The sequence below is a fragment of the Halobacillus sp. 12SKB genome, assembly GCF_052941655.1.
Genome location: NZ_JBRFWR010000001.1, coordinates 1,082,331 through 1,106,812, shown reverse-complemented (window position 1 = coordinate 1,106,812; position 24,482 = coordinate 1,082,331). Strand labels below are relative to the sequence as shown.

Sequence of the window (24,482 nt, the reverse complement as noted above, 5' to 3'; positions counted from 1 at the left end):
TTCTATTCCTCCCTTGTACGTTCCAAATAAGCGGCTTGTGCAGCTGCCACACCCGCACCTGGCTCGAATTCATGACCTAAACGTTTTAAGACAATCTCAAGAATTCCTATATATTGAAGAACATTGGCAGGACGGGAGTATCCCATGTGTCCAATTCTAAAAATTTCGCCCTTCATATGCTTCTGTCCGCCTGCTAAAATAAGGCCGAACTCTTCATTCGCCACTTTTCTCAATTGTTCAGCTTCAATAGTTTCCGGGCGGATCGACGTTACTGTCGATGAAGCATCTTCATCAGAGACCAGTAGAGGGAGATTCAAGGCACGGCAAGCCTCCCGTGTCATTTCCTTCATCGTTTGATGCCGTTCAAAAACCCGATCTAAGCCTTCCTCTTCCAACATTTCCAGGACCTGTTGAAGACCGAATAAAAGGGAAAGAGCAGGTGTGAACGGGGTTTGGCCCCCCTCAAGTTGTTGACGGTATTTTCGTAAATCCAAGTAAAAACGAGGGCGCGGATTTTCTTCAATGACTGACCAGGCTTGCGGTCCGACAGCCAAAAACGCAAGACCCGCAGGAAGCATCATCGCTTTTTGCGAACCCGAAACTAAGATATCGATTCCAGACCGATCCATCTTCACTTCGGCGCCTCCAATAGAAGAAACCCCATCAACGATGACAAGAGCTGAACTCATGTTCTTTACACTCTCAGCGACCTTTTCAACGGGATGCATAACGCCTGTCGATGTTTCACAGTGTGTAAGGAATACAGCTTTCGTATCCGGGTGTTTATGAAGCGTTTCTTCCACTTGGGAGACCTCGACAGCTTTTCCCCACGGCACCTCTATGCGTACCACATCTAATTCATATGTCTCACAGATTTGTGCAAAACGATCTCCAAATGCCCCGGCGACCACGACGATCACTTTATCTCCGGGCTTGGTTGTGTTTACAACAGATGCCTCCAAAGAAGACGTTCCACTCCCTGTAACGATAAGCACCTCTCCCGATGTACCGAACACCGGCTTTAATTTCGGAGCAATAGCATTAATTAATTCTTTGGCCTTCCCACCACGGTGGCCGATCATCGGTTGATTCATGCTACGTTCGACACTCGGTGGAATCGGAGTGGGGCCGGGGGTGTGCAACAAATCCCATTCACGTTTCATACTTCCTTCAACCTCCTCTATATTCAGTGATTCACTTTTCTCCATAGATCCTTTTATGCTTTAGAAAAGCAATGATATTCTCTAATCCTATCAAAGAAAGAACCATTGTCAATTAAATTAGAAAATTCCGTTTATCGACGTTTTTTTCTTATTTTTATCGAATAAAGGACTTTGATTTTTTTCTTTTTTATCTGTATAATTCAAAAAGTAATTATTTTTAGAAAATTAAAAATAGGGGGAATTTACTTTGAGAAAGCATCTATTGGTGTTAATGACACTGATGTTCGCACTGTTCCTTGCAGCTTGTAGTGGGGGAGACAGCGAAACATCAACAGACACAGGTGAAGAAAACACGGATGAAACTTCTGAAGAAACAACTGAACAGTCAGACGAGGGAGAAGCTTCCGGAAATCAAGAGATTACCGTAACAGCGAAAAGTGAGATCCCTAGCATGGATCCATCTCTTATTACAGATTCTGTCGGATTCCAATGGGCTGGAGAGACTTATGAAGGGCTATACCGCCTGGATGAGAACAGCCAGCTTGTAGATGGAATGGCAGAAAGCTCCGAAGTGAGTGAAGATGGTCTAACATGGACATTTAAATTGCGTGATGCAGAATGGTCCAACGGTGACCCTGTCACAGCACACGATTTCGTATATGCATGGAGAAGAGCTGTTGACCCTGAGGTTGGCTCTGAGTACGGCCCTTACTTCCTTGGAGGCATCATTAAAAATGCCCAAGCGATCAGTGATGGCGAAGCAGAACTTGAAGACCTGGGGGCTACTGCAGAAGATGATAAGACCCTTGTCGTAGAACTTGAAAAGCCTGTTCCATACTTCAAGTCCATGACGGTGTTCATTACGTTCATGCCGTTGAACCAGGCGTATGTTGAAGAGCAGGGGGACAAGTTCGCTACAGAAGCTGAATACACAATTTCTAACGGACCATTCCAAATGACGGAGTGGAATCACGGCGAAGGCTGGACCGTTGAAAAGAACGATACTTATTGGGATGCAGAAACCGTTCAACTAGAGACAATCAACGCGAAAGTAATTAAAGAAGTTTCTACAGGAGTCAACCTTTATGACACTGGGGAAATTGATCAGACTGAATTGAACGCTGAATTCGTCGACCAGTACCGCACGAGCGACGCTTTCAATGTTGCTGAAAAACCATACTTATATTTCTTTAAGTTCAACCAGGAAAATAATGAAGCTCTTGCGAATGTAGACATTCGTAAAGCGATCTCTTATGCGATTGACCGTCAGTCACTCGTAGACGTTATTTTGAACGATGGTTCTGTGCCGGCAGAAGGCTATGTACCATCCAACTTTGTTTCTATGCCGAACAGTGACCAAGACTTCCGTGAAGCTCAAGGTCCGTTGGTAGAATATAACGTGGAAAAAGCAAAAGAACATTGGCAGAAAGGCCTGGAAGCTCTAGATACTGATTCTGTTGAAATCGAACTGCTTGGTGACGATACAGGAACTTCCAAAGACGTCCTTGCTTACTACAAGAACCAACTGGAAGAAAACCTTGAAGGTGTAACGATCAAATTGATGGAAGTACCATTCAAAGAACGTGTTCGTCGTGACAACGAAGGCGAATTCGAGATGGAAGCTGCTACATGGGGACCAGACTATGTGGATCCGAACACTTACTTGAACATGTATCTTACAGATGGTCAGAACAACAACATGGGCTATTCCAGTGAAGAATATGACGCGTTGATCGAAAAGGCAAACGGCGAGTATGCTCAAGAGCCTGAGAAACGTTTCGAAACATTCTTGGAAGCTGAAAAACTGCTTCTAGAAGAAGATCAAGCGGTAGCACCAATTTATCAGGATGCAAAAGCTCAACTTTTCCGTCCTTCAATCAAAGGTGTCTTCACAACAGCTACAGGTCCAGAATTTGAATTCAAATGGGCTTATGTAGAAGAATAAAAGCGCTTAAGAAACGGCAGGGAATTTTCCCTGCCGTTTTTTTACATTCTTAGTCTTGAAATTTCCCATCTATTCGCGATATAGTCTCTTAAGGTATGAAAAAGAAAGGGGCGGATAGACGTGAAGCGCATTTATATGAGGACGATGTATTATTCGGTAGGCATTATCATTATGACGCTTGGCATCGCCTTGACGATCCAGTCTGCACTGGGTACATCTCCATTCGATGCCCTTCTCGTAGGTCTGCACCGGACATTCGGTTTGACGATCGGAAGTTGGGAGATTGTCGTCGGTTTCAGCATGATCGTTTTCAATGCCATTGCTGAAAAAAGACGACCAGAGCTCCTTGCTTTAGCAACGTCTCTTTTAACTGGGATCGGCATCGATTTTTGGGTCTTCACGATCCGTGATACCATCCATCCGGATGTATTCTGGACGCAGATGGTCTGTCTTGTTGCCGGGATGAGTATCGCAGGCTTCGGAATCGCGCTTAACCTTCAAGCAGATTTTGCCCCGAATCCTTTCGACCGGATGATGCTCGTTGTCAGCAAACTCACCGGCTGGAACGTTTCCATCTCGAGGGCACTCATCAGCATCCTCCTTGTGCTGCTCGCCTTCCTCTTCAGCGGGGCAATCGGCATAGGCACTGTCCTGATCACTCTGTTCAGTGGACCAGTCATTCAAGGGTTCATGGCGCAAATCAACAAATTCGATCAGCGCCTGACCCCCGTCGCTCCTTCCTGTTCATAAAAAACAAAGGCTCAAGGCCATGGGATTTATCCAAACGAAAAAAGAGGCGGAATCATAACCGGATTCCGCCTCTTTTTTTATAACTCTCCCTGAGGGCCCAAAAATTCATAATGAATACGATCTTCAGGAATGCCCCAACGATTCAGCATGCCATAAACAGCTTTCATGAACCCTTCCGGTCCACAAAAGTAAAATTCCGCATCTCCAGGAGCAACCGTTTTCAGCCAATCCAGCGTAATATAGCCTTCTGATTTGTGCAGTCCTTTCAACACATCGTTCTCCTCAGGCTTTTCATAAACGAGATGAGCCGTGCCCGGTTTTGAATTTTCGATTTCCTCTTTGAACGCATGCACACGCCCGTTTCTGGCGGCGTGGATGAAATGAACCATGCGATCCGGCTGAGCCTTCTCCGCATATTTCCACATGCTCATCAAAGGGGTAAGGCCTACACCACCACTAATTAAAACGAGTGGTCGCTCTGTATGGTTATCCAAATAAAAGTCGCCTGCCGGGGCACTGACAGGGATCGAATCCCCAGGGTTCACTTGATCATGCAACCAGGAAGAAACCATCCCATCAGGGTGATTCAAGAGCCCTTTTTCCTTTTTCACACTAATTCTGTAATATGATTTTCCCGGGGCATCAGAAAGGCTGTACTGTCTAAGGTGTGTATAGGTTTCCCCTGGGATTTCCGCCTTGATGGTTAAATACTGTCCAGGTTTGTACACAGGTAATGCTTTTCCGTCCTTCGGTTCCAAGTAGAAAGAAGTGATTTCTTCGCTCTCTTTCACCTTATCGACGACATCAAATAACCGGTACCCGGTCCAGCCGCCTTTTTGCTGCTCTGTTTCCTCGTACAACGCATTCTCCACCCCAATAAAGGCATCTGCAATGACTCCGTAAGCTTTTCCCCAAGCTTCAATAATGTCATCCGTAGCCGCATCCCCAAGGACCTCTTTGATCGCTTTTAATAAGTATTCTCCTACAATCGGATAATGCTCAGGTTTCACATTTAAACTACGATGCTTTTCTGCAATTTGCTTAACACGCGGTACAATGACTTCCAGTTGATCAATGTGTTGTGCAGCGGCGTATACTGTATTCGCAAGTGCTTTTGGCTGATCTCCCGCCCTCTGGTGTGTCTGATTGAAGATATTCTTCAATTCAGGGTGATCTTCAAACATCCGCTTGTAAAAGTGAGTCGTAATCGCTTCTCCATGTTCTGCTAAGACAGGAACGGTTGCTTTAATCGTCTTTATCGTCTGTTGATCGAGAATTTCAGTCGCCTTTGTAGACATACTTAAAAACTCCTTTGTTAATTGATGTATTTTATATACATCTTTATTATAGGGAGTCTCTTACTACAATAGCAATATTAAAAATACATCTTTTGTGACAGAAAACAAAACCTTCTCCATTTAAGACAGTCCCTGTAGTTTATGATAAGATAATAAAAAAACGAGAATGAGGGTTAAACTAGATGCGTCTCAAGAAATACACTGACTACGCTTTGAGAGTCCTGATTTTTACTGCATCGAAACGAGATGGCGAACTTGCAAATAAAAAGGAGATCTCCGAAGTTTTTCGAATCTCCGAAAATCATTTAGGGAAAATCATTCACGAGTTGAATAAACTAGAGCTGATTGAAACACACCGGGGACGGTCTGGCGGCATTCGCCTGGCGAAAAAACCAGCAGAGATCAACATAGGAAACGTTGTCCGTGCCATGGAAGACGACTTTCATTTGCTTGAATGTTTTGACTGCGCCACTAACTATTGCGTCATCACCCCGGCATGTACACTGAAAGGCGTTCTTCACGAAGCTTTACGGGCCTTTCTAACCGTACTGGATCAATACACACTCGAAGACTTGTTGACGAACAAACAAGAGCTGAGAGAATTAATGGGATTGAAATGAAAACACGGCTGTTCCTTCCAGCAAGGAAATACAGCCGTGTTTTTATTATTGCGTATTAGCTCCTGATTGTGGAAGACTCAGTTTCGATATGTTTCGGGCTTCATTGCCCAGGTTGAGTGTCAGGGAAGGCAGGGAAGCTACTCGTCCAGCTCCATCGCCCCATCTACTCAATAAACATCTCGAAACTTAGTCTTATACAACTCTGCCATATTCTTTAATTAAGAAAAAAGCATATAAAAACCCCTTGAGGGCTCTAATGAGCCCTCAAGGGGTTTGCGACGCTACTCTTACTCAGTAGTGTAAGGAAGTAGGGCCATTGTACGAGCGCGTTTGATCGCTTTCGTCAATTTACGCTGATATTTTGCAGACGTTCCAGTTACTCGACGAGGAAGAATTTTTCCACGGTCAGAGACGAAACGTTTTAGCAAATCCACATCTTTAAAGTCGATGTGTGTAATTCCGTTAGCGGTGAAGAAACACACCTTTTTACGTTTTCCGCGTCCACGACGTGCCATGTAGCATTCACTCCTTTCTATTTAGAATGGTAAATCATCATCTGATATATCGATTGGCTCCCCATTATCTGCGAATGGGTCGTCATTTCGTTGGTTATTATTGTTGTTATTAGAACCGAAGTTGTTTCCTGATGGTTGTTGATTCTGATTTGGCTGGAATCCTGAACCTCCACGGTTTCCTCCCCCTTGGGAAGCACCTTTGGACTCTAGGAACTGCACGCTATCTGCAACAACTTCTGTTACAAATACACGTTTACCTTCTTGGTTATCGAAGCTGCGGGACTGTAGACGTCCGTCAACACCGACAAGACTACCTTTACTCATAAAGTTAGCCAGGTTCTCAGCCGCTCTTCTCCAAACGACACAGTTGATGAAATCGGCATCGCGATCTCCTGAGTTGTTGGAAAAAGGACGGTTCACGGCAATTGTAAAGTTGGCGACAGCTACTCCGTTTGGCGTATAGCGTAAATCAGGATCCTTCGTCAATCTGCCGGCTAATACGACACGATTTAACATCAGAACCACTCCTTATTTGTCATCTTCGCGTACAGCGATGTGGCGGATAATATCATCCGTGAACTTCGCTTGACGGTCGAATTCGTTGATTGCATCACGTGTACCTGTGAAATCAACTGTTACATAGATCCCATCACGGTAGTCGTTAATTTCGTAAGCAAGACGACGCTTGCCAACTTCTTTAACTTCTTCAATCTCCGCTCCGTTATCTGTTAGGATTTTGCTGAAACGATCTTTGACAGATGTTTTCGCTTCCTCCTCGATGTCTGGGCGGATGATATACATGATTTCGTATTTTCTACTCATCCGTTTTCACCTCCTTATGGACTTGACGGCTCCTTTTCTATCAAAGGAGCAAGGAGTAATCTTCATTGAATTACTCACAATTTAGTATTGTATCAAAGTTGTCCAAGATTTACAACCTTTTTAACGGAAGGATCCTCGCTTATACGTTGAAACGGAAATGGATAACGTCGCCATCTTTCACCAGATATTCTTTACCTTCTAGACGGACACGGCCACGATCACGGGCTACAGCCATAGATCCTGCATCCACGAGATCCTCATAAGATACCGTCTCTGCACGGATGAAGCCGCGTTCGAAGTCTGTGTGAATGATACCGGCTGCCTGTGGAGCGGTCATGCCTTCTTTAAATGTCCACGCACGGACTTCCTGCTCACCGGCAGTAAAATACGTAGCCAGTCCAAGCAAGTTGTAAGTGGCTTTGATCAGTTGATCGAGACCGGATTCTTCAATTCCTAGATCTTCAAGAAACTCTTCTTTTTCTTCGTTATCAAGCTCAGCGATTTCAGATTCGATTTTTGCACAAACCACGATGACTTCCGCTTTTTCTTTAGCTGCAAATTCGCGAATCTGCTTCACTCGATCGTTATCTGCTTCACCGATTTCATCTTCACTTACATTTGCCACATAGAGGATAGGCTTTGAAGTCAATAGATGAAGGCCTTTGACAATCTTCTCCTGGTCGCTGCTGAATTCAACGGCACGGGCTGGGGTTTCTTCCTCCAATGCGTCTTTCAGCTTTTCAAGTACGGCATACTCCGCCATCGCTTCTTTATCCTTTTGACGTGCCATTTTAGCGACACGATCCATGCGCTTCGACACGGTTTCAAGGTCTGCTAAAATCAGCTCAAGGTTGATGGTTTCAATATCCGTAATTGGATCGACCTGACCGGATACGTGGGTGATATTTTCATCTTCAAATGCCCGTACCACGTGACAAATCGCATCCACCTGGCGAATATGAGACAAGAACTGGTTTCCTAGTCCTTCCCCTTTACTCGCGCCTTTGACGATTCCTGCAATATCCGTGAATTCAAAAGCTGTCGGTACAGTTTTCTTAGGGTTCACAAGCTCGGTCAGCTTTTCCAGACGACTATCCGGAACTTCCACGATCCCTACGTTCGGATCAATTGTGGCGAACGGATAGTTGGCAGACAAGGCGCCTGCTTGTGTAATTGCGTTAAATAACGTAGATTTCCCTACGTTCGGTAAACCTACGATTCCTGCTGTTAGTGCCATATGAGACTTTCACTCCTTAAGGATTTACATACATGCATGTTAGTCCACTTAATTATAGATTCTGTACTTGAAAATAACAACCTATGCAAAATCGGGAAAGCTTCGGTCGTATCTCCTAAAAAACTCCTTTTTCTACAGTAACAAATTCAATATTTATTGAAAAAGAGAGGAAGAACATTCTTTTCATTTGTATTTGCGTCTTTTTTTATAAATGTGAGGTATGAAAAAACGATGATGGGGACTTCGTACCATCAACAGTTTCAATAGTTCGATATTTACTATTCATTTATTCCTGTAACTTCACAGAAAAAAACCCTTCTGAATAACAGAAGGGGAATGGAGTCATTCGCTTGTTTCAAGAACCTTTTTCATCTTCGTTTCGAATTTTTTACGAGGAACGAGCACGCTGTGGCCGCACCCCTCACATTTAATTCGGATATCCGCACCCATACGGATGATTTTCCAGCGATTCTCTCCGCAAGGGTGAGGTTTTTTCATCTGAACAATATCATTCAACTCATAGGATTTATCAGCCATCAGGAAACTCCTCCTTTTTCTTCGTGATGGACGGGCTCATTCGGCTCTTCATCACGTGAATACATCACCATACGAGGGAAAGGAATCTCGATTCCTTCCGCGTCGAGTCTGTTCTTCACTTCTTTACGGAGAACCCGGGCCATAGCCCAGTGCTCCATCGGATTCACTTCACAAATAATACGCATGACCACATCCGATGCCCCTAATGTTTGAACGCCAAGGAGTTCAGGGACATTCAGTATCGATTCGTAACGTGCCGGCATTTCCTTCAGTAATTCCTGAATAACTTTTTCGGCCGCTTCGATGTCTTCCTCATAAGCAATACTCACATCAACAACGGCAATACTATTATGAATAGAAAAGTTTGTCACCTGTGTGACATTCCCATTAGGAAGGATATGAACCTCCCCTGTCCATGCCTTTACTTTCGTCGTACGGAGACCGACCTCCTCAACAAAACCTTCAACACCGGAAGTCTGAATATAATCCCCGACAGAAAACTGATCTTCAAAGATAATGAAGAAACCAGAAATGATATCACGGACAAGGTTCTGCGCTCCGAAACCGATGGCAAGCCCTGCCACACCAGCTCCGGCAAGTAAAGCGCCGACTTCAAAATTAAATGTTTCAAGAATCATGATGAAGGCCATAAAGTACACAACATAAGACATTGTGTTTAAAACCAATTTATTGAGCGTGGCTTCCCTTCGTTCAGTAATCCGAAAAGGGCCGCGTCTTTTGTTGGCAAAAAACTGGGTGATGAGTCTCCTTCCGATTCGAATGACTAAAAAGGAGACCAATATAATGAGAGCAATACGGATTGCACCAAGTGCTACGGTAATCCAAAGATCTGGTCCCGTTACGTAGTCCACAATTTCATCCCATTGCGTTTTTGCATCCTCTACCGCCGTTTTCGCATCCTCTACCACATTTGTAGGCTCGGCCACCACTTTCCCTCCTGTTTCCGTCTATGAATATGACATCTATTTTAACAGGTTTCTAACGAATTTTGAATCGGGAAAGAATCGGGTATAAAAGAAGAGAAACTAAAACATACAAGTTAAGGATGCCGTATAACGGATACAAATATTCAATGAGTGTTGAGAATCCGAATGATGTAAAAGGAAGCATCACAGCAATAACAGCCATCGCCAGAATCCAAAGGGGTTGTCTCACGTATTCTCTGAATCTCGTTACAAGTCCGAGCGTCCCAGAGGCAGCCGTTGTAAAGATCGCGATCCAAAGCATGATCGACATGAAAATCATCATTTCATACGGGTAATGTTTTAAAATCGCGAAAAGGGGGATTTCATACAAAATGATGTCTTCAGATATTTGAATTAGGCTGTTGTTGTAAAGGTAAGAAACTGCCCCAAGAATAACCCCACTGCCGACACTTGCAATCCAAATCTCTCCTTTGTTTCTAACCTGGTTACCAATGGCACCGAGAACAGCAATAAGAGGAAGAATGTTCAACGCTGTAAATGGAAAGGCGGACATCCAGTTACTCATCTCATGCACATGTCCAAAAAGAGACAGCTGCTGATCCCTGATAAATAAAATCAACACGAACAGAAGACCTGATATGAGCAGCGGAAGAACGAAGCTGTTCACGATAACAATCCCTTTCACGTCCCAAACGAACAATAGAATCAGAGGAATGACTATCGCGAGGACGCCAATTCGATAGGAAAAGTTGAATGCCTGCCAAGTGGCACCGCTTCCTGCGAGCATGATGACAGTCGTTGTAAAAAGGTAAATGATGATCATCCAGTCATATACGCCGGTCAAGTGTTTGCCGACAACTGCCCGGAGAACAGGCAAATAGTGTCCGGTCTGTTTTTTGTAGCTAATATCCAGTATGGCTTTACAAGAAATGATGAACATGAGAGAAAACAAAAGAATCGCCAAGCTGCTGTCATGTCCAAAAAACTGCCAAAGTTCTCTTCCAGAAGCATATCCGGCACCAATCATAGTCCCTATGATTAAGAACATCCACTTGAACCCTGCTTTTAACATGACCGTTCCTCCACATCTATGTATTTGTCACGTATAGAACCACGGACAACCTTATATACTGTTACTACTATGTGTCTGGAGGAGAAGCTATGAATTTCAAGGACAAGTTTTCAAAAGAAGAAAAACGCGTGAACACCGACGATCCAGCTATGAGCGATTTGTTGAGCACTTACTTGCAAGAATGGCTTCCATCTTCCAAAGATATTGTGATCGCCTGTATCGGCACCGACAGATCAACAGGAGATTCCTTCGGTCCGTTGGTCGGTTCGATGCTCCACGACCATGCACTAGAGACGTTCCATATATATGGAACACTTGAGGAACCTTTGCATGCGTTGAATTTGAAAGAACGATTAGCTGAAATCAGGAAAATCCATCCCAGCCCTTATATTCTTGCCATTGATGCATGCCTTGGAAAATCATCCTCAGTCGGATCTGTCGTGCTTGGAAAAGGTTCGTTAAACCCGGGATCGGCATTAAAAAAAGACCTCCCGCCTGTAGGTCAACTACACATTAGCGGAATGGTCAATGTCAGTGGGTTTATGGAGCATGTGGTTTTACAGAATACAAGACTGCACGTCGTGATGCAGATGGCAGCAAAAGTAGCGGCAGCTATCCAATTAACAGAAGCGAAAAGGAAACAGCTTCATATGGAAACGAAGCCTTTCCACACCTTTACAACCTCTTCTACAAAGTTCAAAAAAAGCATTCAGTAATGGTTTAAAACCACTGTGAAACAGTTAAAATGATGCCGACCGTAAGTAGAGCCGGGAGTAAATTCGCGACACGAATTTTAGTTAATTTCAACAAGTTCATCCCGATTGCTACGATCATCAAACCACCTGTGGCCGTCATTTCAATAATAAATAGGTCGAGCATATGTTGGGGGATCCAGTTATTGATTTGTGTCGCTAAAAGGGCAATAGACCCTTCATAGAGAACGACAGGAATAATTGAAAAAATCACACCAATGCCAAGGGTGGAGGTGAGCACCAGAGAAACAAAACCATCAATGATCGCTTTTGTAATCAACACTTCATGATCATTACGAAGCCCACTGTCCAGGGCACCGATCACGGCAAGAGCCCCAATAACAAAAATAAGCGATGCAGTAATAAAGCCTTGAGCAACGCTTGAGGTTTGGTTGGGTTTGGTAAATTTTCTTTCAATCCAACGCCCGATGTATTCAAGCTTGTCTTCTAAATGGATGGCCTCACCGATGATGGCTCCCGAAAGCAAGCTGAGCAGTACAATGACGATGTTTTCCGTTTCCAACGCCATTTGTAAGCCAATCAAAAGGACGACAAGTCCCACACCGCTCATGACCGTTTCCTTAAACCTCTCCGGAATCTTCGTGAAAAAAAGCCCTAACAATGTACCGACGAATATACACAAACCATTGACTATCGCTCCAAATAAAACCATCGTATTCTCTCCATTACCTTTTCTTTTTCTTGAATTCACATAGGGGAACAAAGAAGAATTGGTTCATAAAAAAAAGAAAGAACCAGAGATGTCACAAATCTCCAGCTTTCACTCTTTCCCGGCAAACAAATCGATAATCCGTTCTAAATCTTCATTGTTCGTAAACTCAATTTCAATTTTGCCTTTACGTTTTCCTTTATGGATCTTCACGCCTGTCCCCAAGCGTTCTTTTAAATTCTTCTCACGTTCCTGTAAAAAAATATCCCGAGGTTTCTTGTCTTTCTTTTTCGAAGGCCGATTCGTCATCTCCTGAATCAACCGTTCCACCTGACGAACGTTCAGAGATTCTGCTTCAATTTTTTTCAGAAGTTCCAATTGCAAATCTTGATCCTTCACACCTAATAAGGCACGTCCATGTCCCATGGATAGGGTACCTTCATTGATTTTATCTGTCACCGCTTTAGGCAAAGCTAAGAGGCGGATAAGGTTCGCAATATGGGAACGGCTTTTTCCTAATCGTTTGGACAGCTCATCCTGTGTGACACCGAGATCTTCAATCAGTTGTTCATAAGACTTTGCCTCTTCGATAGGGGAAAGGTCTTCTCTCTGTAAGTTCTCTAGTAAAGCGATTTCCATCATTTGTTCATCTGTCATTTCCCTGGCAATCGCAGGCACATGAGTGAGACCGGCTTTTTGGGCTGCGCGAAAACGACGCTCCCCGACAACAATTTCATAACCTTTGATGCTCTTCCTCACAATTAAAGGTTGCAGGATGCCGTGTTCTGCTATAGATTGTCTCAATTCTTCCAAAGCTTCTTGTTCAAATTGTTTCCGAGGTTGGTAAGGGTTCGGACGACAGTCTTTTATCGCTATGTGTTGTATTTCTTCTGTTGATGTCTGGTTGTTGAAAAAAGCGCCTAAAGCCTCGTGGCCTTTGCTACCTAACCCTTTCGGCATTCACAATCACTTCCTTTGCTAAATCTAAATATACTTCTGCGCCACGTGATTTGGCATCATACAGAATCGCCGGTCTGCCGTGACTGGGGGCTTCGCTGAGACGGACATTCCGAGGGATGATTGATTGATAAACACGATCCCGAAAGTATTTTTTCACTTCCTCAATGACTTGGATACCGAGATTCGTACGGGCATCCAGCATCGTCATAAGTACACCTTCAATCATCAAGTCATGGTTCATGTGCTTTTGTACGAGACGCACCGTATTCAAAAGCTGACTTAAGCCTTCCAGGGCATAATACTCACATTGTACAGGGATGATCACGGAATCAGAGGCGGTTAAAGCATTCAGGGTTAGAAGTCCAAGAGAAGGGGGGCAGTCGATAATAACATAATCATACTCGCTTTTGATTTCATCCAGTGCTTTTTTCAACTTTACTTCCCGGGAAATAATCGGGACCAACTCTATTTCTGCTCCAGCTAATTGAATCGTCGCCGGGATGGTATCGAGATTATTTACAACCGTACTCGTTTTGACATCATCCGCTTTCATATCATCGACAAGTACGTCATAGACACACCGATCCATATCTCCTTTTTCTACACCAATTCCACTGGTCGCATTGCCTTGAGGATCAATATCCACCAAAAGGACTTTGTTATCCAAGTGTGCCAGGCATGCACTTAAATTAACGGCCGTTGTCGTTTTTCCGACCCCGCCTTTTTGATTGGCGATTGAAATCACTTTCCCCATGATGTCACCTGCCTCACTATCTTTTTTATCATTCTACCATTTTATTGAAAGCATTAGGTAAAATGACTTAAAAAAAGCCCCATCTCCACATATGTCAAGATGGGTCGTTCAGGCTACTATTTTTTCTTACCTTTCGGGATCTTAATTGTAATCTGGTAATATTCATCGTGGTCTTCTTCGTCCGTTTCTAAATCGATCCCTGTATCCGTCACCATTGTCAAAGACTGGCGAATGGTATTCATCGCAATACGCATGTCCTTATTGACGCCCTTCATCTTCGGTTTCTTTTTCTTTGGTGCCGGGTCATTTACTTTAGCAATCCGCTCTTCGGTCTGCTTCACATTCAACTGCTTTTCAATGATTTCTGCCAGTATCTTTTCCTGCTGTTCCTCATCTTTTAAAGCAATTAAGGCCCGCGCATGCCGTTCCGTAATCTTCTTATCCATAACGGCCTGTTGGACAGACTCCGGTAATTTTAAAAGACGCAATTTATTGGCAATGGTCGATTGACTTTTTCCCAGCCGTTGGGCCAGGGCTTCCTGCGTAATCTGGTGCAGTTCCAAAAGCTTTGCATAGGCGACTGCTTCTTCAATCACAGTCAGCTCTTCCCGCTGCAAGTTTTCAATAAGAGCAACAGAGGCCGTTTGTGAATCATTCATCTCGCGGATAATCGCAGGGACCGTTTCCCAGCCCAGAGACTGGACGGCACGCCACCTACGTTCACCGGCGATCAATTCATACTCTTCTTCGTTTAACCGACGGAGAACGATCGGCTGAATCATCCCATGCGTATGTATCGTCTGGGCGAGTTCGCTAATCTTCTCGTTGTTGAAAATCGCTCGAGGTTGGTAACGGTTGGGCTGTACGCGTTCGACTGGAACTTGTACAACCTCGTCGGGGTTGTAGCCTTCTTCTTCATTGTTGTCATTATCCGAATCCGGTTTGTCCCCTAGCCCGAACAAACGACCAAAAGGATGTAACACGATCAGACACCACCTTTATACGATCGAGCATACGCTGTTTTTATTGTATATACCCTATATTTTGAAACATAAAAAGCGCCGCAGGCTACTCAGCTGCTGCGCGTACGTATGCCGTTTTTCATTTCTCTATTCATTTTATCACATTTAATCTATGAAAAGTATCTTCAAGATTGAAGAATTGATTGTCAGCTTTGTCGAAAACTCACATTTTCTTCATAAGAAACGTGGTTTTCCGCCTTTTGACTAACTCTGTTTCATGACTTTTCCTGACAAAACAAGTCGATAGATTTTCTAATCCCTAAAACTTCTCATACAATATGGCAGTATTTAGGAAGACGCGATTTCGGAATGTTTCCGGGGGTGCGTTGCCTTATAAAGCGTCAGGGGTGGTTGGAAAGGTGACCTTCACTATCCTGGGGTTATTTGCAAAAAAAGCTCTATAACCAAGCTTCTCAATGCGAATAATGTCCTTAGGAGTTCATTCCCATCCAATTACCATATGCAGAAAAGCAGCTTATTCCAGAAGGTGTTTCGAGATACTTATATGACAAAAGGGCGGAGGGGAATGGCGAGACTCCTAACTTAAGTGTGCATGCGCCTCGACCAGCGGCGTATGGACTGGACTGAGCTGGAGGAGATAAAGGAAACACGAAGAACGAAGTGATTCGATGTTGACTTATCGTACAGAAACGAGGGAAGTCTCACTAGCCGCTAGGTGCAGGAACCGGATATCGAAAAGGAAAAAAGTGCAGGGTGAGACCCCACAGGACGCAGTCCGAGGAGACTAAAAAGAATAGAGGAAGTTCGATTAAGTTCGGCACGTCCTGTGCCAACATCGAACGACCCCACTTCGTGTGGGGCCCCGCGGAAAGCGAGCTATTCCCCGCAGCCCCATCCACTCAACAAAAGTCTAGAAACTGATTCTTGAAGAATAGGGAGCAATGGTGTGAAAAGTTTAAGGAGGAATATAGGGGAAGGATGAATAATATATAAAATTGGACTAAATTCTTAGGAGGATATCGATATGCAAAAAAATTCCACAAAGGGTTTCACTCAATCAGCAGGGGGGAGAGATTCTTAATTTTCCACCTATGCTTGATCTCCTGCTTGCATTGGATTTTATTTTGCAGGAGGAAACATGTTGAAAAAGAATTCGTTAGCATCCTATAACATTCGACTTTTATTTTGGGCAGAAATCTTTGGGAATTTCCGCTTCATTCAGCCTGTCCTTACGCTATTTTATTTTGCCAGGGGCCTTGACGAAACAATGATCCTTCTCGTCATGACGTTCTTCAGTATAGGGGTACTGTTTGGGGAAATTCCTACAGGGGTGATCGCCGACCGGTTTGGAGCTAAACAAGCTTTTCTTATCGGTTCCGTTCTCAGCATCCTTGCCCACGCTTTATTAATCATTGCTTTCGATCCATTGATTTTCTTCGCAAGCAGTTTTCTGACGGGATTCGCTGCTACGTTTTTCAGCGGGGCGGACGAAGCGCTTATCTATGAATCACTAAAAGAAAGTGACGAACAAAATCTCATGGACCGGGCAATGGGAGAGATCGGATCGGCACGTTTTATCGTCTCCATATTCGTGGTGATCATCGGGGCTTTCTTAGCTAAGGATTTGCAAGAAAACCAATTCCGACTTCTACTCATGCTTGGTGTTTTCTTCATGTTGATTCAATTCGTCTTTCTATTATTCATTAAGAATCCACCGAACCAGGGTGGGGTAAAGACGCCAATGGTTAAACAAGTGATAGAAGGATATCAGGCGATCCGCAAAACGCCGCAGGTACTGTGGATGTTCATCAACATCTCCCTTGTTTTCATTCCAGCCGTCGCTATTTTTGAGAAATTTGATCAAAAACTGTTGGTAGATGCTGGACTTCCGGTCTATGGAATTGGGGTAGTCTACGCGGTAACCGCTCTCATCGGTTTTGTTGCCGCACGGTCCATTGGCTGGATGACAAAACGGGTGACACGAGTACATCTCCTGTTCATCACAGGGATCCTTGCCGTTCTGTCACTATCAGTGGCTGCTCTACTAAACAATCAGCTCTGGGCGGTTCTTTCAGCCCTCATCCTTTTAAAACTGGTGAGTGCCATTCGCTACCCGGTTTATTCCCAGCTGGCCAACGATATTATTCCTTCACATGTTAGAGCAACGACCATTTCTTTGCTTTCCATTCTGGATTCTGTCTTTGACTTGGTGATCTTTACAACCGTAAGTGGAATAGCGCCCTTCGGTTTTATGCCTATGTTCCTTGTTTGTGCTGGAATCGCATTAATAGGGACATTGATTCCTGTTCGTCAAGCTTCGACATAACTTCTGAAAAAATAAGAAGCCCGTCCGGTACTATCGGGCGGGCTTTGTTTCACATGAAACCTATCCATCATTTTTAACTCTTCCATACACATCAATATCTTTGTATTCACCCCAATGATAGATGTCCTGCTTTAACGTCCCCTCATAGCTCAGACCGGCTTTTTGCATCACTTTGGTCGAGCCTGGGTTGGAAGTGATCGCTGCCGACCATATCCGGTTCAACTGTAATTCTTCAAAGCCGAAATCCACAACTCTGATGGCCGCTTCTGTCGCATACCCCAGGTTCCAATATGGCTTCCCAACCCAATAAGCGAGTTCTCCTTTATGATGCTTGGAATCAACCCTCAAGGTCATGGTACCGACAAGTTCATCGGTCTCTTTCAAAACCATCGCCAAGGGATAAGCGGTTCCTTTATCTATCCATTCCTTATGAAGGGCTATCCAACTTTCAGCCACTTCAAGCGTGTAAGGATGTGGAACAAAGGTTGTTGCCGCCACTGCTTCATCCCCTGCTAGATCAACCACCCGTTCCGCTAAATCATTCGTGTACGGTTTTAAAAAAAGTCTCTCTGTATGTAGCTCCATGGTTCCACCCTCCTCCTGTTCTACAGAGTTTACTTCTATCTATAACGGGGTCATTCCTTTTTTTACAAGAAAATTCGTAATAAAAGTCGACTTTTGTGGAAAAATGAGCACGATTAGAAAAAAGATAGGACTGACAGGTGGAAGCAAAAAATATGAGAAGCAGGTGATTGGATGGATCTACAACAAAACTACAAAGCAGGAGACATCGTTTATGTGATTTATAGGAATCCTCACACGTATGACGTTGCCAATGTGCAGGAAGCTGCTGTGGTCAACAACCCTGAACAACCAGGGGAATTGGCCTTGTTTTTGTATGAAACCTATTTCCCATTGGATGAAAATATTGCAATTTATGCGTCCGAAGGGGAAGCGGAACGTGCGTATTATGATGCCTTTGGTGGAGGGGTAGAATCGGAGGGTGAGCTGTGGTAAAACCATTCATGCCGGAACTTGTCTATATTGAACCTAGAGCACTTGAATACCCGCTGGGACGTGAATTGAAGGAAAAATTCGAAGGTTTGGGAATTGAAATCCGGGAAACCACATCTCACAATCAGGTGCGTAACCTTCCAGGGGAAAATGATTTCCAAAAATACCGGATGGCGAAATCCACCCTTGTCGTTGGAGTTAGAAAAACGCTGAAGTTCGATACATCCAAACCTTCAGCAGAATATGCAATTCCCCTTGCTACAGGGTGTATGGGGCATTGCCACTATTGCTATTTACAGACAACAATGGGAAGCAAACCTTATATCCGTACGTATGTCAATGTCGATGAAGTGTTTGATGCGGCTGAGCAATACATGAAGGAGCGCGCTCCTGAGGAGACCCGCTTTGAAGCATCCTGTACATCGGATATCGTTGGGGTCGACCACTTGACCCATTCGTTAAAGCGGGCGATTGAATACTTTGGAGAATCGGAACACGGAAGACTCCGTTTTGTAACGAAATTCGCGCATGTCGATCATCTGCTGGATGCAAAACACAACGGAAGGACAAGATTTCGCTTCAGCATGAATGCAGATTATGTCATCAAATACTTAGAACCTGGCACTTCCCGTTTAGACGAGCGCATCGAGGCTGCCGCTAAAGTAGCAAAAGCTGGCTATCCTCTTGGGTTTATCATTGCACCGATCTATTTGTACGAAGATTGGAAAGAAGGGTATCGCATCCTTTTCGAAAAACTTCAGGACAAACTGCCGGATTATGCAACAAAGGATTTAACCTTTGAACTGATCCAACACCGCTTTACCAAACCAGCTAAGCGTGTCATCCAAAAGAATTATCCTATGACGAAGCTTGAAATGGATGAAGAAAAACGCAAATACAAATGGGGCAAATATGGAATTGGCAAATACGTCTATCAAAAGGACGAACAGGAAGAAATGAAGAGCGTACTAGGTGGATACATCAATCAATACTTTCCTGAAGCAAGTCTTGAATATTTCACGTGAAACAGGAACTCAGAGCCTTGCTCTGAGTTCTTTCCATTCCCGGATACGCACCTGATTCTTAGAGACTCTTTGCCAAGATTCTTATTTTAAGGAGCGGAGAAAGGAATCATTTACTTCCGCATCCTTGCATTCACCCAAATCTCGAACTCCATTCCAATGGGAGGGTCTTATAGTGGAATATTTTCCGTGCAGTAAACAAACAATAGGGGGAGATGATAAGGAGGATTTGTATGGCTTTCATGGTATTTTTCGTAAGCGCTTGGCTCATCGTCAGCATCTTCACCATAATCCCTAAGCGCTTAACCCTCATAGAAAATACATTCATATTCTTGACCACTAGTGTCATCAGCATCAACTGGACCTGGATCATCAACGAAGAATTGAAGTACGTGAAAATAACAGAGGATCCTGATAATTATGCCGGCTTTTTAATTTTTCGAAGTATTATCATCCCTACGCTTCTAATGGTGCAGCTCAATTTATACAGCGCTTCCTCATCTACCATGAAAAAAGGTTTGGTTATCGCTGCTTCTGTGATTTGCTTAATTCTGCTTACCATTTTATCCAGAGTTCTTGATATTTCTACGTACAAAGACTGGAACCTGGGATTTGATACCGTTTACTATGTGTTCCTCCACTTCTTAAGCATTGGAGTATGGAAACTAATCAGGAAATCCACCCATAATGAGGTGAAGCACTCGTGAACTTCCTTTGGCAAACCTTTGATAAGAATGAAATTTCCATCTTAATTCTCATGACTATTGCCTATGCCCTCTTTTTTGTGCTTCCTTTTAAATTCAAACGGGAGATCACTTGGCTGTTAATGCTGCTTGGATTTACCATTGGCGTTTTTTTCGACTTTACAATCGGGGGAGGACTCATTGATTTTTTCACACTCAATGATACGAATCACTACGAGTTATTTGACTTCTGCTATTACTTGATTTTCGCTCCATTCAGTTATTTTTTCATTTATTTTTATGACATGTTCAACATTCATAAAAAGACATTCATTTTCTATATCCTTCTATGGGTCATCGTTGGAGTCAGTATGCAGTGGGTGTTTACAAAGTTGGGAATTGTTGGATTCCAAAACGGGTATAAAATCCCTTTTTCTTTTGCTGTTTTCTTAACTACCCAGACGTTTACGGCCCTCTATTTCGAGCTTATTCGATCGCGCTTTCAAGTATTGAAATAAATCTAATCCATATAGAAAAACTCCACGGAATGGAGAAATCCAGGTTCATGATGCCCTATTCCGTGGAGTTTTCTTTATTTGGCGAGAAAGGTTCCCCTCATAAATTCGCTTTTTTAAGAAGCTCTTAAAATGCTAAGAGAAGATCCCGTATTCCGTGATTTCTACATTAAACTGAATATCAACCTCGAGTTCAGAGTAATTGTCCTCCCATTGACTAATATCAAAATCACCTTTTCTCGTTTTGGTAAAATTCCCAAGACCAAGCGGATCAATATTTTTTTCCTTGAATAGCGCAATGAGTTCGTCAGCTTCTTTATCAAAATATTCGACGAATTTTTCTTCCATTTCTCTTGCTAATTTGGGGTTTGCATTGCGATCAACGCCTGCCATTTCATTAACTTCAGATTTTAAGTTGACTTTGATGATAAACTTTTGTTGATCACCGGAACCTGATAAAGTGTAATCGACGTTCGATCCAATGTTTTCAAGCATAATCGTTCCACCTTCAAACGGAAGATCCTGGGCTCCTTTAATAAAATTCTCTTTTAACATTTTAAATGTGAAAATCTTAGAATCCGGTACCTCAGCCACAAGCAATCCTTTTTTAAAAAACGCGACCCCGGATAGTTCGACAAAGGATTCCCGTTTGTTCAGCATAGGGAGAAACGGATCCATCCCCTGGGCATAATAGGCATATAAAAAATCGTGAAGGCTTGTCGATGGAAAATTATGAAGCGTGTTGTTTTCAATAAGCCCCTGCAGATGCTTTGAGGTGGTTTCATCCTGCGTGTATCCACTCTCTATTAAATCTTTTGCAGACCCGTCGACTATACCTAAAAACATGTTCCTACTAAGCCGAGGATCTCGGCTAAGCACATCAACAATATCCCCTAAACCCTGTTCAGCCAGTTCTTTACTGTATAACGTAACGGCAAGTTTTCCGATTGAAATCGGCTTGGACGATTGTTTTTGTATTTCTATTTCGACATCTTTCGTTGAATCGGCATCGACGGTTAAATAGAGTTCCGAGGCTGCTTGTTTGTCTTCACTTTTTCCGTACTGAGGAATAGAAACGGTTCCCTGAATGCGTTCGTCCTCTCCTACATCATATCCGACAATCTGGACGATGGCATTCTCCTCTACGCTTCTACTTGGCATACAGCCGGCCAGAAGGATGACAGGTACCATCATAAGAAAAATCCAAGATTTCTTCATGTCCGCTTCCTCACTTTATCTGAGATTGTCTTCAACACTAATAAAACTGGAATATACATTAGAACATACATACCAAGTTGTCCTGATAAGTTGTTTACAGCATCGATGATCGGCCGCCCATCTATTAAAACAGCAGGGAAATAGATGGCGATACAAAAAAGGATAACAAAATATTTTTGTTTCACATTAAACACGCGTTTAGGGATCCTTGTCGCTCCCCATAAACCTAAACAAATATTAGGAAGGACAACATAAAGCCACATCGCGATCCCGACAAACTCAAACCGTTCAATAAAAGGAAACTCTACAATCTTCCAAGCCGATATCGTCCCCCAGACGACTTGTTTCAACTGCTCTTCACTATAATAAACAAACGTGACAAGGACACTGATCAAATAAACCATCGTCGTGTAAAATACCCCGTAATGCGCCCATTTTTTGGATTTTTGTGGTTCTTTGATAAATGGATAATAGATCAATAAAAATTCCAGGCCTATAAAGCTGAGAATACTCTGTTTGGTTGCACCTAATATGTCTGCAACACTATGACTGACGACCGGATAGATGTTCATCGTATGACCAGCCTCAACCGGAAAATACTTCAGCAGAAGAATCGGAAGTCCTATGATAACGCTGATCAGACACATTCCCGTAATTACACGGAAGCCTCCACTGACCAAATAGTACACAAGCCATAGGAGAACAAAAGCAAAAACCCAGACGTGCAATCCAGGAAATACCCAGACTTTAATGACCTCTATGAACGTGATGACCACCGTAAATGCAAGAAGAGTAAAATAAGCACAAAAGAGGAGGCTTAATAACCCCCCTAGATATTTGCCGAAAATGCTTTTATGAATTTCTACAATATCCCCTCCACCATTTTGAAGAAGACGGTAAATCATCCATAGAATCACATGGAGTATGCCACCAGCAATCAATACAGAAATCCATGCATCAAATCCAGCTTTTTCGACTAAATATTTCTCAAATCCAAGGATTCCGACCCCCACCTGCATGCTGTGAATTAAAAAGAAGACATAGGCGGGTGTCACTAAGTAATTCTCAGGTATGTTTAACCCCTGACTATTGTTCAATTTATTCATCGATATCCCTCTTTGCATTCACACGTGATGGGTTCATCCGTTGTGGATCTTCTGTTCTCATTAGAACAGGTCGTTCTGTCTGCTTGTTAAAAGGCAGGCGAATAAAGGCGTCCTTCAAATCTTTGATTCTAAGCGGATAAAGCGGTTCGAAAAAAGGACGTCCGATGGATTGTAATTTGATGAGATGACCAATGAAAAAAACCATACACATCGAAACCCCCACAAGCCCCCAGAGCTGTGCGCCAATGATAAAAGGAAAACGAATGAGGCGAATGGTATTGCCGATTTGATAGACAGGTGTCGTAAAGGAAGCAAGGGCACTAAGAGCGACGATGATTAACAGCACATTACTCGTAAGTCCCGCATCTACTGCAGCGGTACCAATGACGATACCTCCTACGATACCGATTGTTTGGCCGATCTTCGTCGGAAGTCTGGCTCCAGCTTCCCGTAACAATTCGATCGTCAATTCCAGAACAATCACTTCCAATATCGGCGGAAAGGGAATATCGGAACGGGAGGATACTATGGTCGCCATCAAAGCAGCTGGAATCATTTCATGATGATAGGTGAGCACAGCTACATATAAAGGTGTACTCAAAACAGAAAAAATGACAGCAAATAATCGAATCAAACGAAAAGCCGTCGCTAAATGCCAAGGCAGAAAATAATCATCAGACGCCCCGAAAAATTCAACGACTGTTGTCGGACAGGTCAACGCATGCGGTGACCCATCTACGAGAATAGCTATTTTCCCCTCTACCAGGTTGGAAACGACACGGTCCGGCCTTTCCGTATCCAACAACTGTGGAAAAGGCGAATTGGAATTATCGGCAATGATTTGTGTAACAAACGAACTGTCCACCAACTGATCAATTTCAATCCCTTTCAGTCTCTGTTCCACTGTATCTACATTATCCTGGTTTGCCACTCCATCGATATAAACGACGGCGACACGAGTTTTAGTCACTTTGCCGATGTTCGTTTCTTTAACGGTCAGCTGTGGTAATGGAAGGCGCTTACGAATAAGATTGATATTCGTGTTCAGTGTTTCCACGAATGCCTCTTTAGGACCTACGACACTAAATTCTACTTCTGGAATACTGACATCCCTTGATTCTAAGGAAATGGCAGGAATTATAAGCACTTCCTCTTCCTTTTCGTCTTTCTGAATCATGATGTAGCCGAACATGACTTTCTCTTCAATTAAATCCATTTTTGATGTCAATCGAATATTCTCAACAGGAATTCTTTCTTTCATGTCATGCAGCGTGTGTAACGCTTCACTATTCAAAGTCGATAAAACACTGCGATTTAAAATTTTCGAGTCGCACATTGTTTTCAAATACGAAACCGTACATCTCGTACTTCCGGTTAACTTGTAATGAACGAAATCCTCCGATTGTTTCATCGCTTGAATAAATTCAGAAAGAGAGCCGCTCTGCTTCTTCGCTGGTTGTTGCTTTTCTGGCTGCTGTTTTTCTTTCCGCTTCCATTTCCACATGACGAACTCCTTTATTACCAGTCTGACTTCTTTCTCCTATCATCCTCTTTTCGTAATAATTTATACCTG

General features: G+C 43.4%; 26 protein-coding genes. 9 read left to right on the top strand and 17 right to left on the bottom strand.

All coding sequences use genetic code 11. The features are described 5' to 3' along the window. Positions 1 to 2: 2 nt before the first annotated feature. Positions 3 to 1,163: a pyridoxal-phosphate-dependent aminotransferase family protein gene (locus ACQ4XT_RS05575; protein ID WP_446852795.1), complete on the bottom strand. Its 1,161-nt coding sequence runs from the start codon at positions 1,161 to 1,163 to the stop codon at positions 3 to 5. Positions 1,164 to 1,434: 271 nt separating this feature from the next. On the opposite strand from ACQ4XT_RS05575, the gene ACQ4XT_RS05570 reads away from it, so the two are divergent. Together ACQ4XT_RS05570 and ACQ4XT_RS05565 are read left to right on the top strand one after the other, a co-directional pair. Continuing rightward, the gene (locus ACQ4XT_RS05570; RefSeq protein WP_446855594.1) at positions 1,435 to 3,108 is read left to right on the top strand and encodes a peptide ABC transporter substrate-binding protein; all 1,674 of its coding nucleotides are present in this window, start codon (positions 1,435 to 1,437) and stop codon (positions 3,106 to 3,108) included. 135 nt (positions 3,109 to 3,243) lie between these two features. After that, positions 3,244 to 3,858: a YczE/YyaS/YitT family protein gene (locus tag ACQ4XT_RS05565; RefSeq protein ID WP_446852794.1), complete on the top strand. Its 615-nt coding sequence runs from the start codon at positions 3,244 to 3,246 to the stop codon at positions 3,856 to 3,858. Positions 3,859 to 3,935: 77 nt separating this feature from the next. Here ACQ4XT_RS05565 and hmpA read toward each other — a convergent pair whose 3' ends face one another. Then, positions 3,936 to 5,135 carry an NO-inducible flavohemoprotein gene (gene hmpA, locus ACQ4XT_RS05560; protein WP_446855592.1) on the bottom strand — a complete coding sequence of 400 codons (1,200 nt, stop codon included), beginning with the start codon at positions 5,133 to 5,135 and terminating at the stop codon, positions 3,936 to 3,938. Positions 5,136 to 5,338: 203 nt separating this feature from the next. On the opposite strand from hmpA, the gene ACQ4XT_RS05555 reads away from it, so the two are divergent. Then, positions 5,339 to 5,776, top strand: coding sequence for an Rrf2 family transcriptional regulator (locus ACQ4XT_RS05555; RefSeq protein ID WP_446852793.1), 438 nt, complete (start codon positions 5,339 to 5,341; stop codon positions 5,774 to 5,776). A 287-nt stretch (positions 5,777 to 6,063) separates the two neighbouring features. On the opposite strand, the gene rpsR is transcribed toward ACQ4XT_RS05555, so the two are convergent. The 7 genes from rpsR to ACQ4XT_RS05520 all read right to left on the bottom strand — a co-directional run bounded on the left by rpsR (position 6,064) and on the right by ACQ4XT_RS05520 (position 10,906). Next, a complete protein-coding gene (gene rpsR / locus ACQ4XT_RS05550; protein ID WP_115822996.1) occupies positions 6,064 to 6,291 on the bottom strand; it encodes a 30S ribosomal protein S18 in 228 nt (75 codons plus the stop codon). Between the two features lie 21 nt (positions 6,292 to 6,312). Beyond that, a complete protein-coding gene (gene ssb / locus ACQ4XT_RS05545; protein WP_160916505.1) occupies positions 6,313 to 6,807 on the bottom strand; it encodes a single-stranded DNA-binding protein in 495 nt (164 codons plus the stop codon). Positions 6,808 to 6,819: 12 nt separating this feature from the next. Then, entirely contained in the window at positions 6,820 to 7,113 is a 294-nt protein-coding gene (rpsF, locus tag ACQ4XT_RS05540) for a 30S ribosomal protein S6 (protein WP_089650708.1), read from the bottom strand. 139 nt (positions 7,114 to 7,252) lie between these two features. Further along, positions 7,253 to 8,350 (bottom strand): redox-regulated ATPase YchF, encoded by a 1,098-nt coding sequence (gene ychF, locus ACQ4XT_RS05535; protein WP_446852792.1) that lies wholly within the window; start codon positions 8,348 to 8,350, stop codon positions 7,253 to 7,255. Between the two features lie 342 nt (positions 8,351 to 8,692). Next, positions 8,693 to 8,887, bottom strand: coding sequence for a DUF951 domain-containing protein (locus ACQ4XT_RS05530; RefSeq protein ID WP_089650710.1), 195 nt, complete (start codon positions 8,885 to 8,887; stop codon positions 8,693 to 8,695). Further along, a complete protein-coding gene (locus ACQ4XT_RS05525; protein ID WP_226593444.1) occupies positions 8,887 to 9,834 on the bottom strand; it encodes a mechanosensitive ion channel family protein in 948 nt (315 codons plus the stop codon). The genes ACQ4XT_RS05530 and ACQ4XT_RS05525 overlap by 1 nt, the downstream gene beginning before the upstream one ends. 52 nt (positions 9,835 to 9,886) lie before the next feature. After that, the gene (locus ACQ4XT_RS05520; RefSeq protein WP_226593446.1) at positions 9,887 to 10,906 is read right to left on the bottom strand and encodes a YkvI family membrane protein; all 1,020 of its coding nucleotides are present in this window, start codon (positions 10,904 to 10,906) and stop codon (positions 9,887 to 9,889) included. An 89-nt stretch (positions 10,907 to 10,995) separates the two neighbouring features. On the opposite strand from ACQ4XT_RS05520, the gene yyaC reads away from it, so the two are divergent. Continuing rightward, positions 10,996 to 11,622, top strand: a complete 627-nt coding sequence (yyaC, locus tag ACQ4XT_RS05515; RefSeq protein ID WP_446852791.1) for a spore protease YyaC — start codon at positions 10,996 to 10,998, stop codon at positions 11,620 to 11,622. A gap of 4 nt (positions 11,623 to 11,626) precedes the next feature. Here the strand turns inward: yyaC and ACQ4XT_RS05510 are convergent, their stop codons facing one another. From ACQ4XT_RS05510 to noc, 4 genes are all read right to left on the bottom strand, one after another. Continuing rightward, positions 11,627 to 12,331, bottom strand: coding sequence for a DUF554 domain-containing protein (locus ACQ4XT_RS05510; RefSeq protein ID WP_446852790.1), 705 nt, complete (start codon positions 12,329 to 12,331; stop codon positions 11,627 to 11,629). 108 nt (positions 12,332 to 12,439) lie between these two features. Next, a complete protein-coding gene (locus tag ACQ4XT_RS05505; protein WP_446852789.1) occupies positions 12,440 to 13,288 on the bottom strand; it encodes a ParB/RepB/Spo0J family partition protein in 849 nt (282 codons plus the stop codon). Next, positions 13,269 to 14,042: a ParA family protein gene (locus ACQ4XT_RS05500; RefSeq protein WP_446852788.1), complete on the bottom strand. Its 774-nt coding sequence runs from the start codon at positions 14,040 to 14,042 to the stop codon at positions 13,269 to 13,271. The genes ACQ4XT_RS05505 and ACQ4XT_RS05500 overlap by 20 nt, the downstream gene beginning before the upstream one ends. A gap of 116 nt (positions 14,043 to 14,158) precedes the next feature. After that, positions 14,159 to 15,025: a nucleoid occlusion protein gene (gene noc, locus ACQ4XT_RS05495; RefSeq protein ID WP_446852787.1), complete on the bottom strand. Its 867-nt coding sequence runs from the start codon at positions 15,023 to 15,025 to the stop codon at positions 14,159 to 14,161. A gap of 1,141 nt (positions 15,026 to 16,166) precedes the next feature. Between noc and ACQ4XT_RS05490 the strand changes: the two genes are divergently transcribed. Beyond that, complete coding sequence (locus ACQ4XT_RS05490; protein WP_446852786.1) at positions 16,167 to 17,351, top strand: MFS transporter; 1,185 nt, start codon at positions 16,167 to 16,169, stop codon at positions 17,349 to 17,351. A 60-nt stretch (positions 17,352 to 17,411) separates the two neighbouring features. Here the strand turns inward: ACQ4XT_RS05490 and ACQ4XT_RS05485 are convergent, their stop codons facing one another. Continuing rightward, positions 17,412 to 17,936 (bottom strand): GNAT family N-acetyltransferase, encoded by a 525-nt coding sequence (locus tag ACQ4XT_RS05485; RefSeq protein ID WP_446852785.1) that lies wholly within the window; start codon positions 17,934 to 17,936, stop codon positions 17,412 to 17,414. 171 nt (positions 17,937 to 18,107) lie between these two features. Here ACQ4XT_RS05485 and ACQ4XT_RS05480 point away from each other — a divergent pair, with 171 nt between their 5' ends. From ACQ4XT_RS05480 to ACQ4XT_RS05465, 4 genes are all read left to right on the top strand, one after another. Then, positions 18,108 to 18,368: a transcriptional regulator SplA domain-containing protein gene (locus ACQ4XT_RS05480; RefSeq protein WP_146814537.1), complete on the top strand. Its 261-nt coding sequence runs from the start codon at positions 18,108 to 18,110 to the stop codon at positions 18,366 to 18,368. Further along, a complete protein-coding gene (splB, locus tag ACQ4XT_RS05475) occupies positions 18,362 to 19,390 on the top strand; it encodes a spore photoproduct lyase (RefSeq protein WP_220584836.1) in 1,029 nt (342 codons plus the stop codon). Before ACQ4XT_RS05480 ends, splB begins: the two co-directional genes overlap by 7 nt. A 230-nt stretch (positions 19,391 to 19,620) precedes the next feature. Further along, positions 19,621 to 20,094, top strand: a complete 474-nt coding sequence (locus ACQ4XT_RS05470) for a hypothetical protein (RefSeq protein WP_446852784.1) — start codon at positions 19,621 to 19,623, stop codon at positions 20,092 to 20,094. Continuing rightward, complete coding sequence (locus ACQ4XT_RS05465) at positions 20,091 to 20,588, top strand: hypothetical protein (protein ID WP_446852783.1); 498 nt, start codon at positions 20,091 to 20,093, stop codon at positions 20,586 to 20,588. The genes ACQ4XT_RS05470 and ACQ4XT_RS05465 overlap by 4 nt, the downstream gene beginning before the upstream one ends. A 132-nt stretch (positions 20,589 to 20,720) precedes the next feature. On the opposite strand, the gene ACQ4XT_RS05460 is transcribed toward ACQ4XT_RS05465, so the two are convergent. The 3 genes from ACQ4XT_RS05460 to ACQ4XT_RS05450 are packed head-to-tail and all read right to left on the bottom strand — an operon-like array spanning position 20,721 to position 24,413. After that, positions 20,721 to 21,803: a Ger(x)C family spore germination protein gene (locus tag ACQ4XT_RS05460; RefSeq protein ID WP_446852782.1), complete on the bottom strand. Its 1,083-nt coding sequence runs from the start codon at positions 21,801 to 21,803 to the stop codon at positions 20,721 to 20,723. Continuing rightward, complete coding sequence (locus ACQ4XT_RS05455; RefSeq protein ID WP_446852781.1) at positions 21,800 to 22,909, bottom strand: GerAB/ArcD/ProY family transporter; 1,110 nt, start codon at positions 22,907 to 22,909, stop codon at positions 21,800 to 21,802. Before ACQ4XT_RS05455 ends, ACQ4XT_RS05460 begins: the two co-directional genes overlap by 4 nt. Then, entirely contained in the window at positions 22,902 to 24,413 is a 1,512-nt protein-coding gene (locus tag ACQ4XT_RS05450; protein ID WP_446852780.1) for a spore germination protein, read from the bottom strand. The genes ACQ4XT_RS05455 and ACQ4XT_RS05450 overlap by 8 nt, the downstream gene beginning before the upstream one ends. Positions 24,414 to 24,482 lie beyond the last annotated feature (69 nt).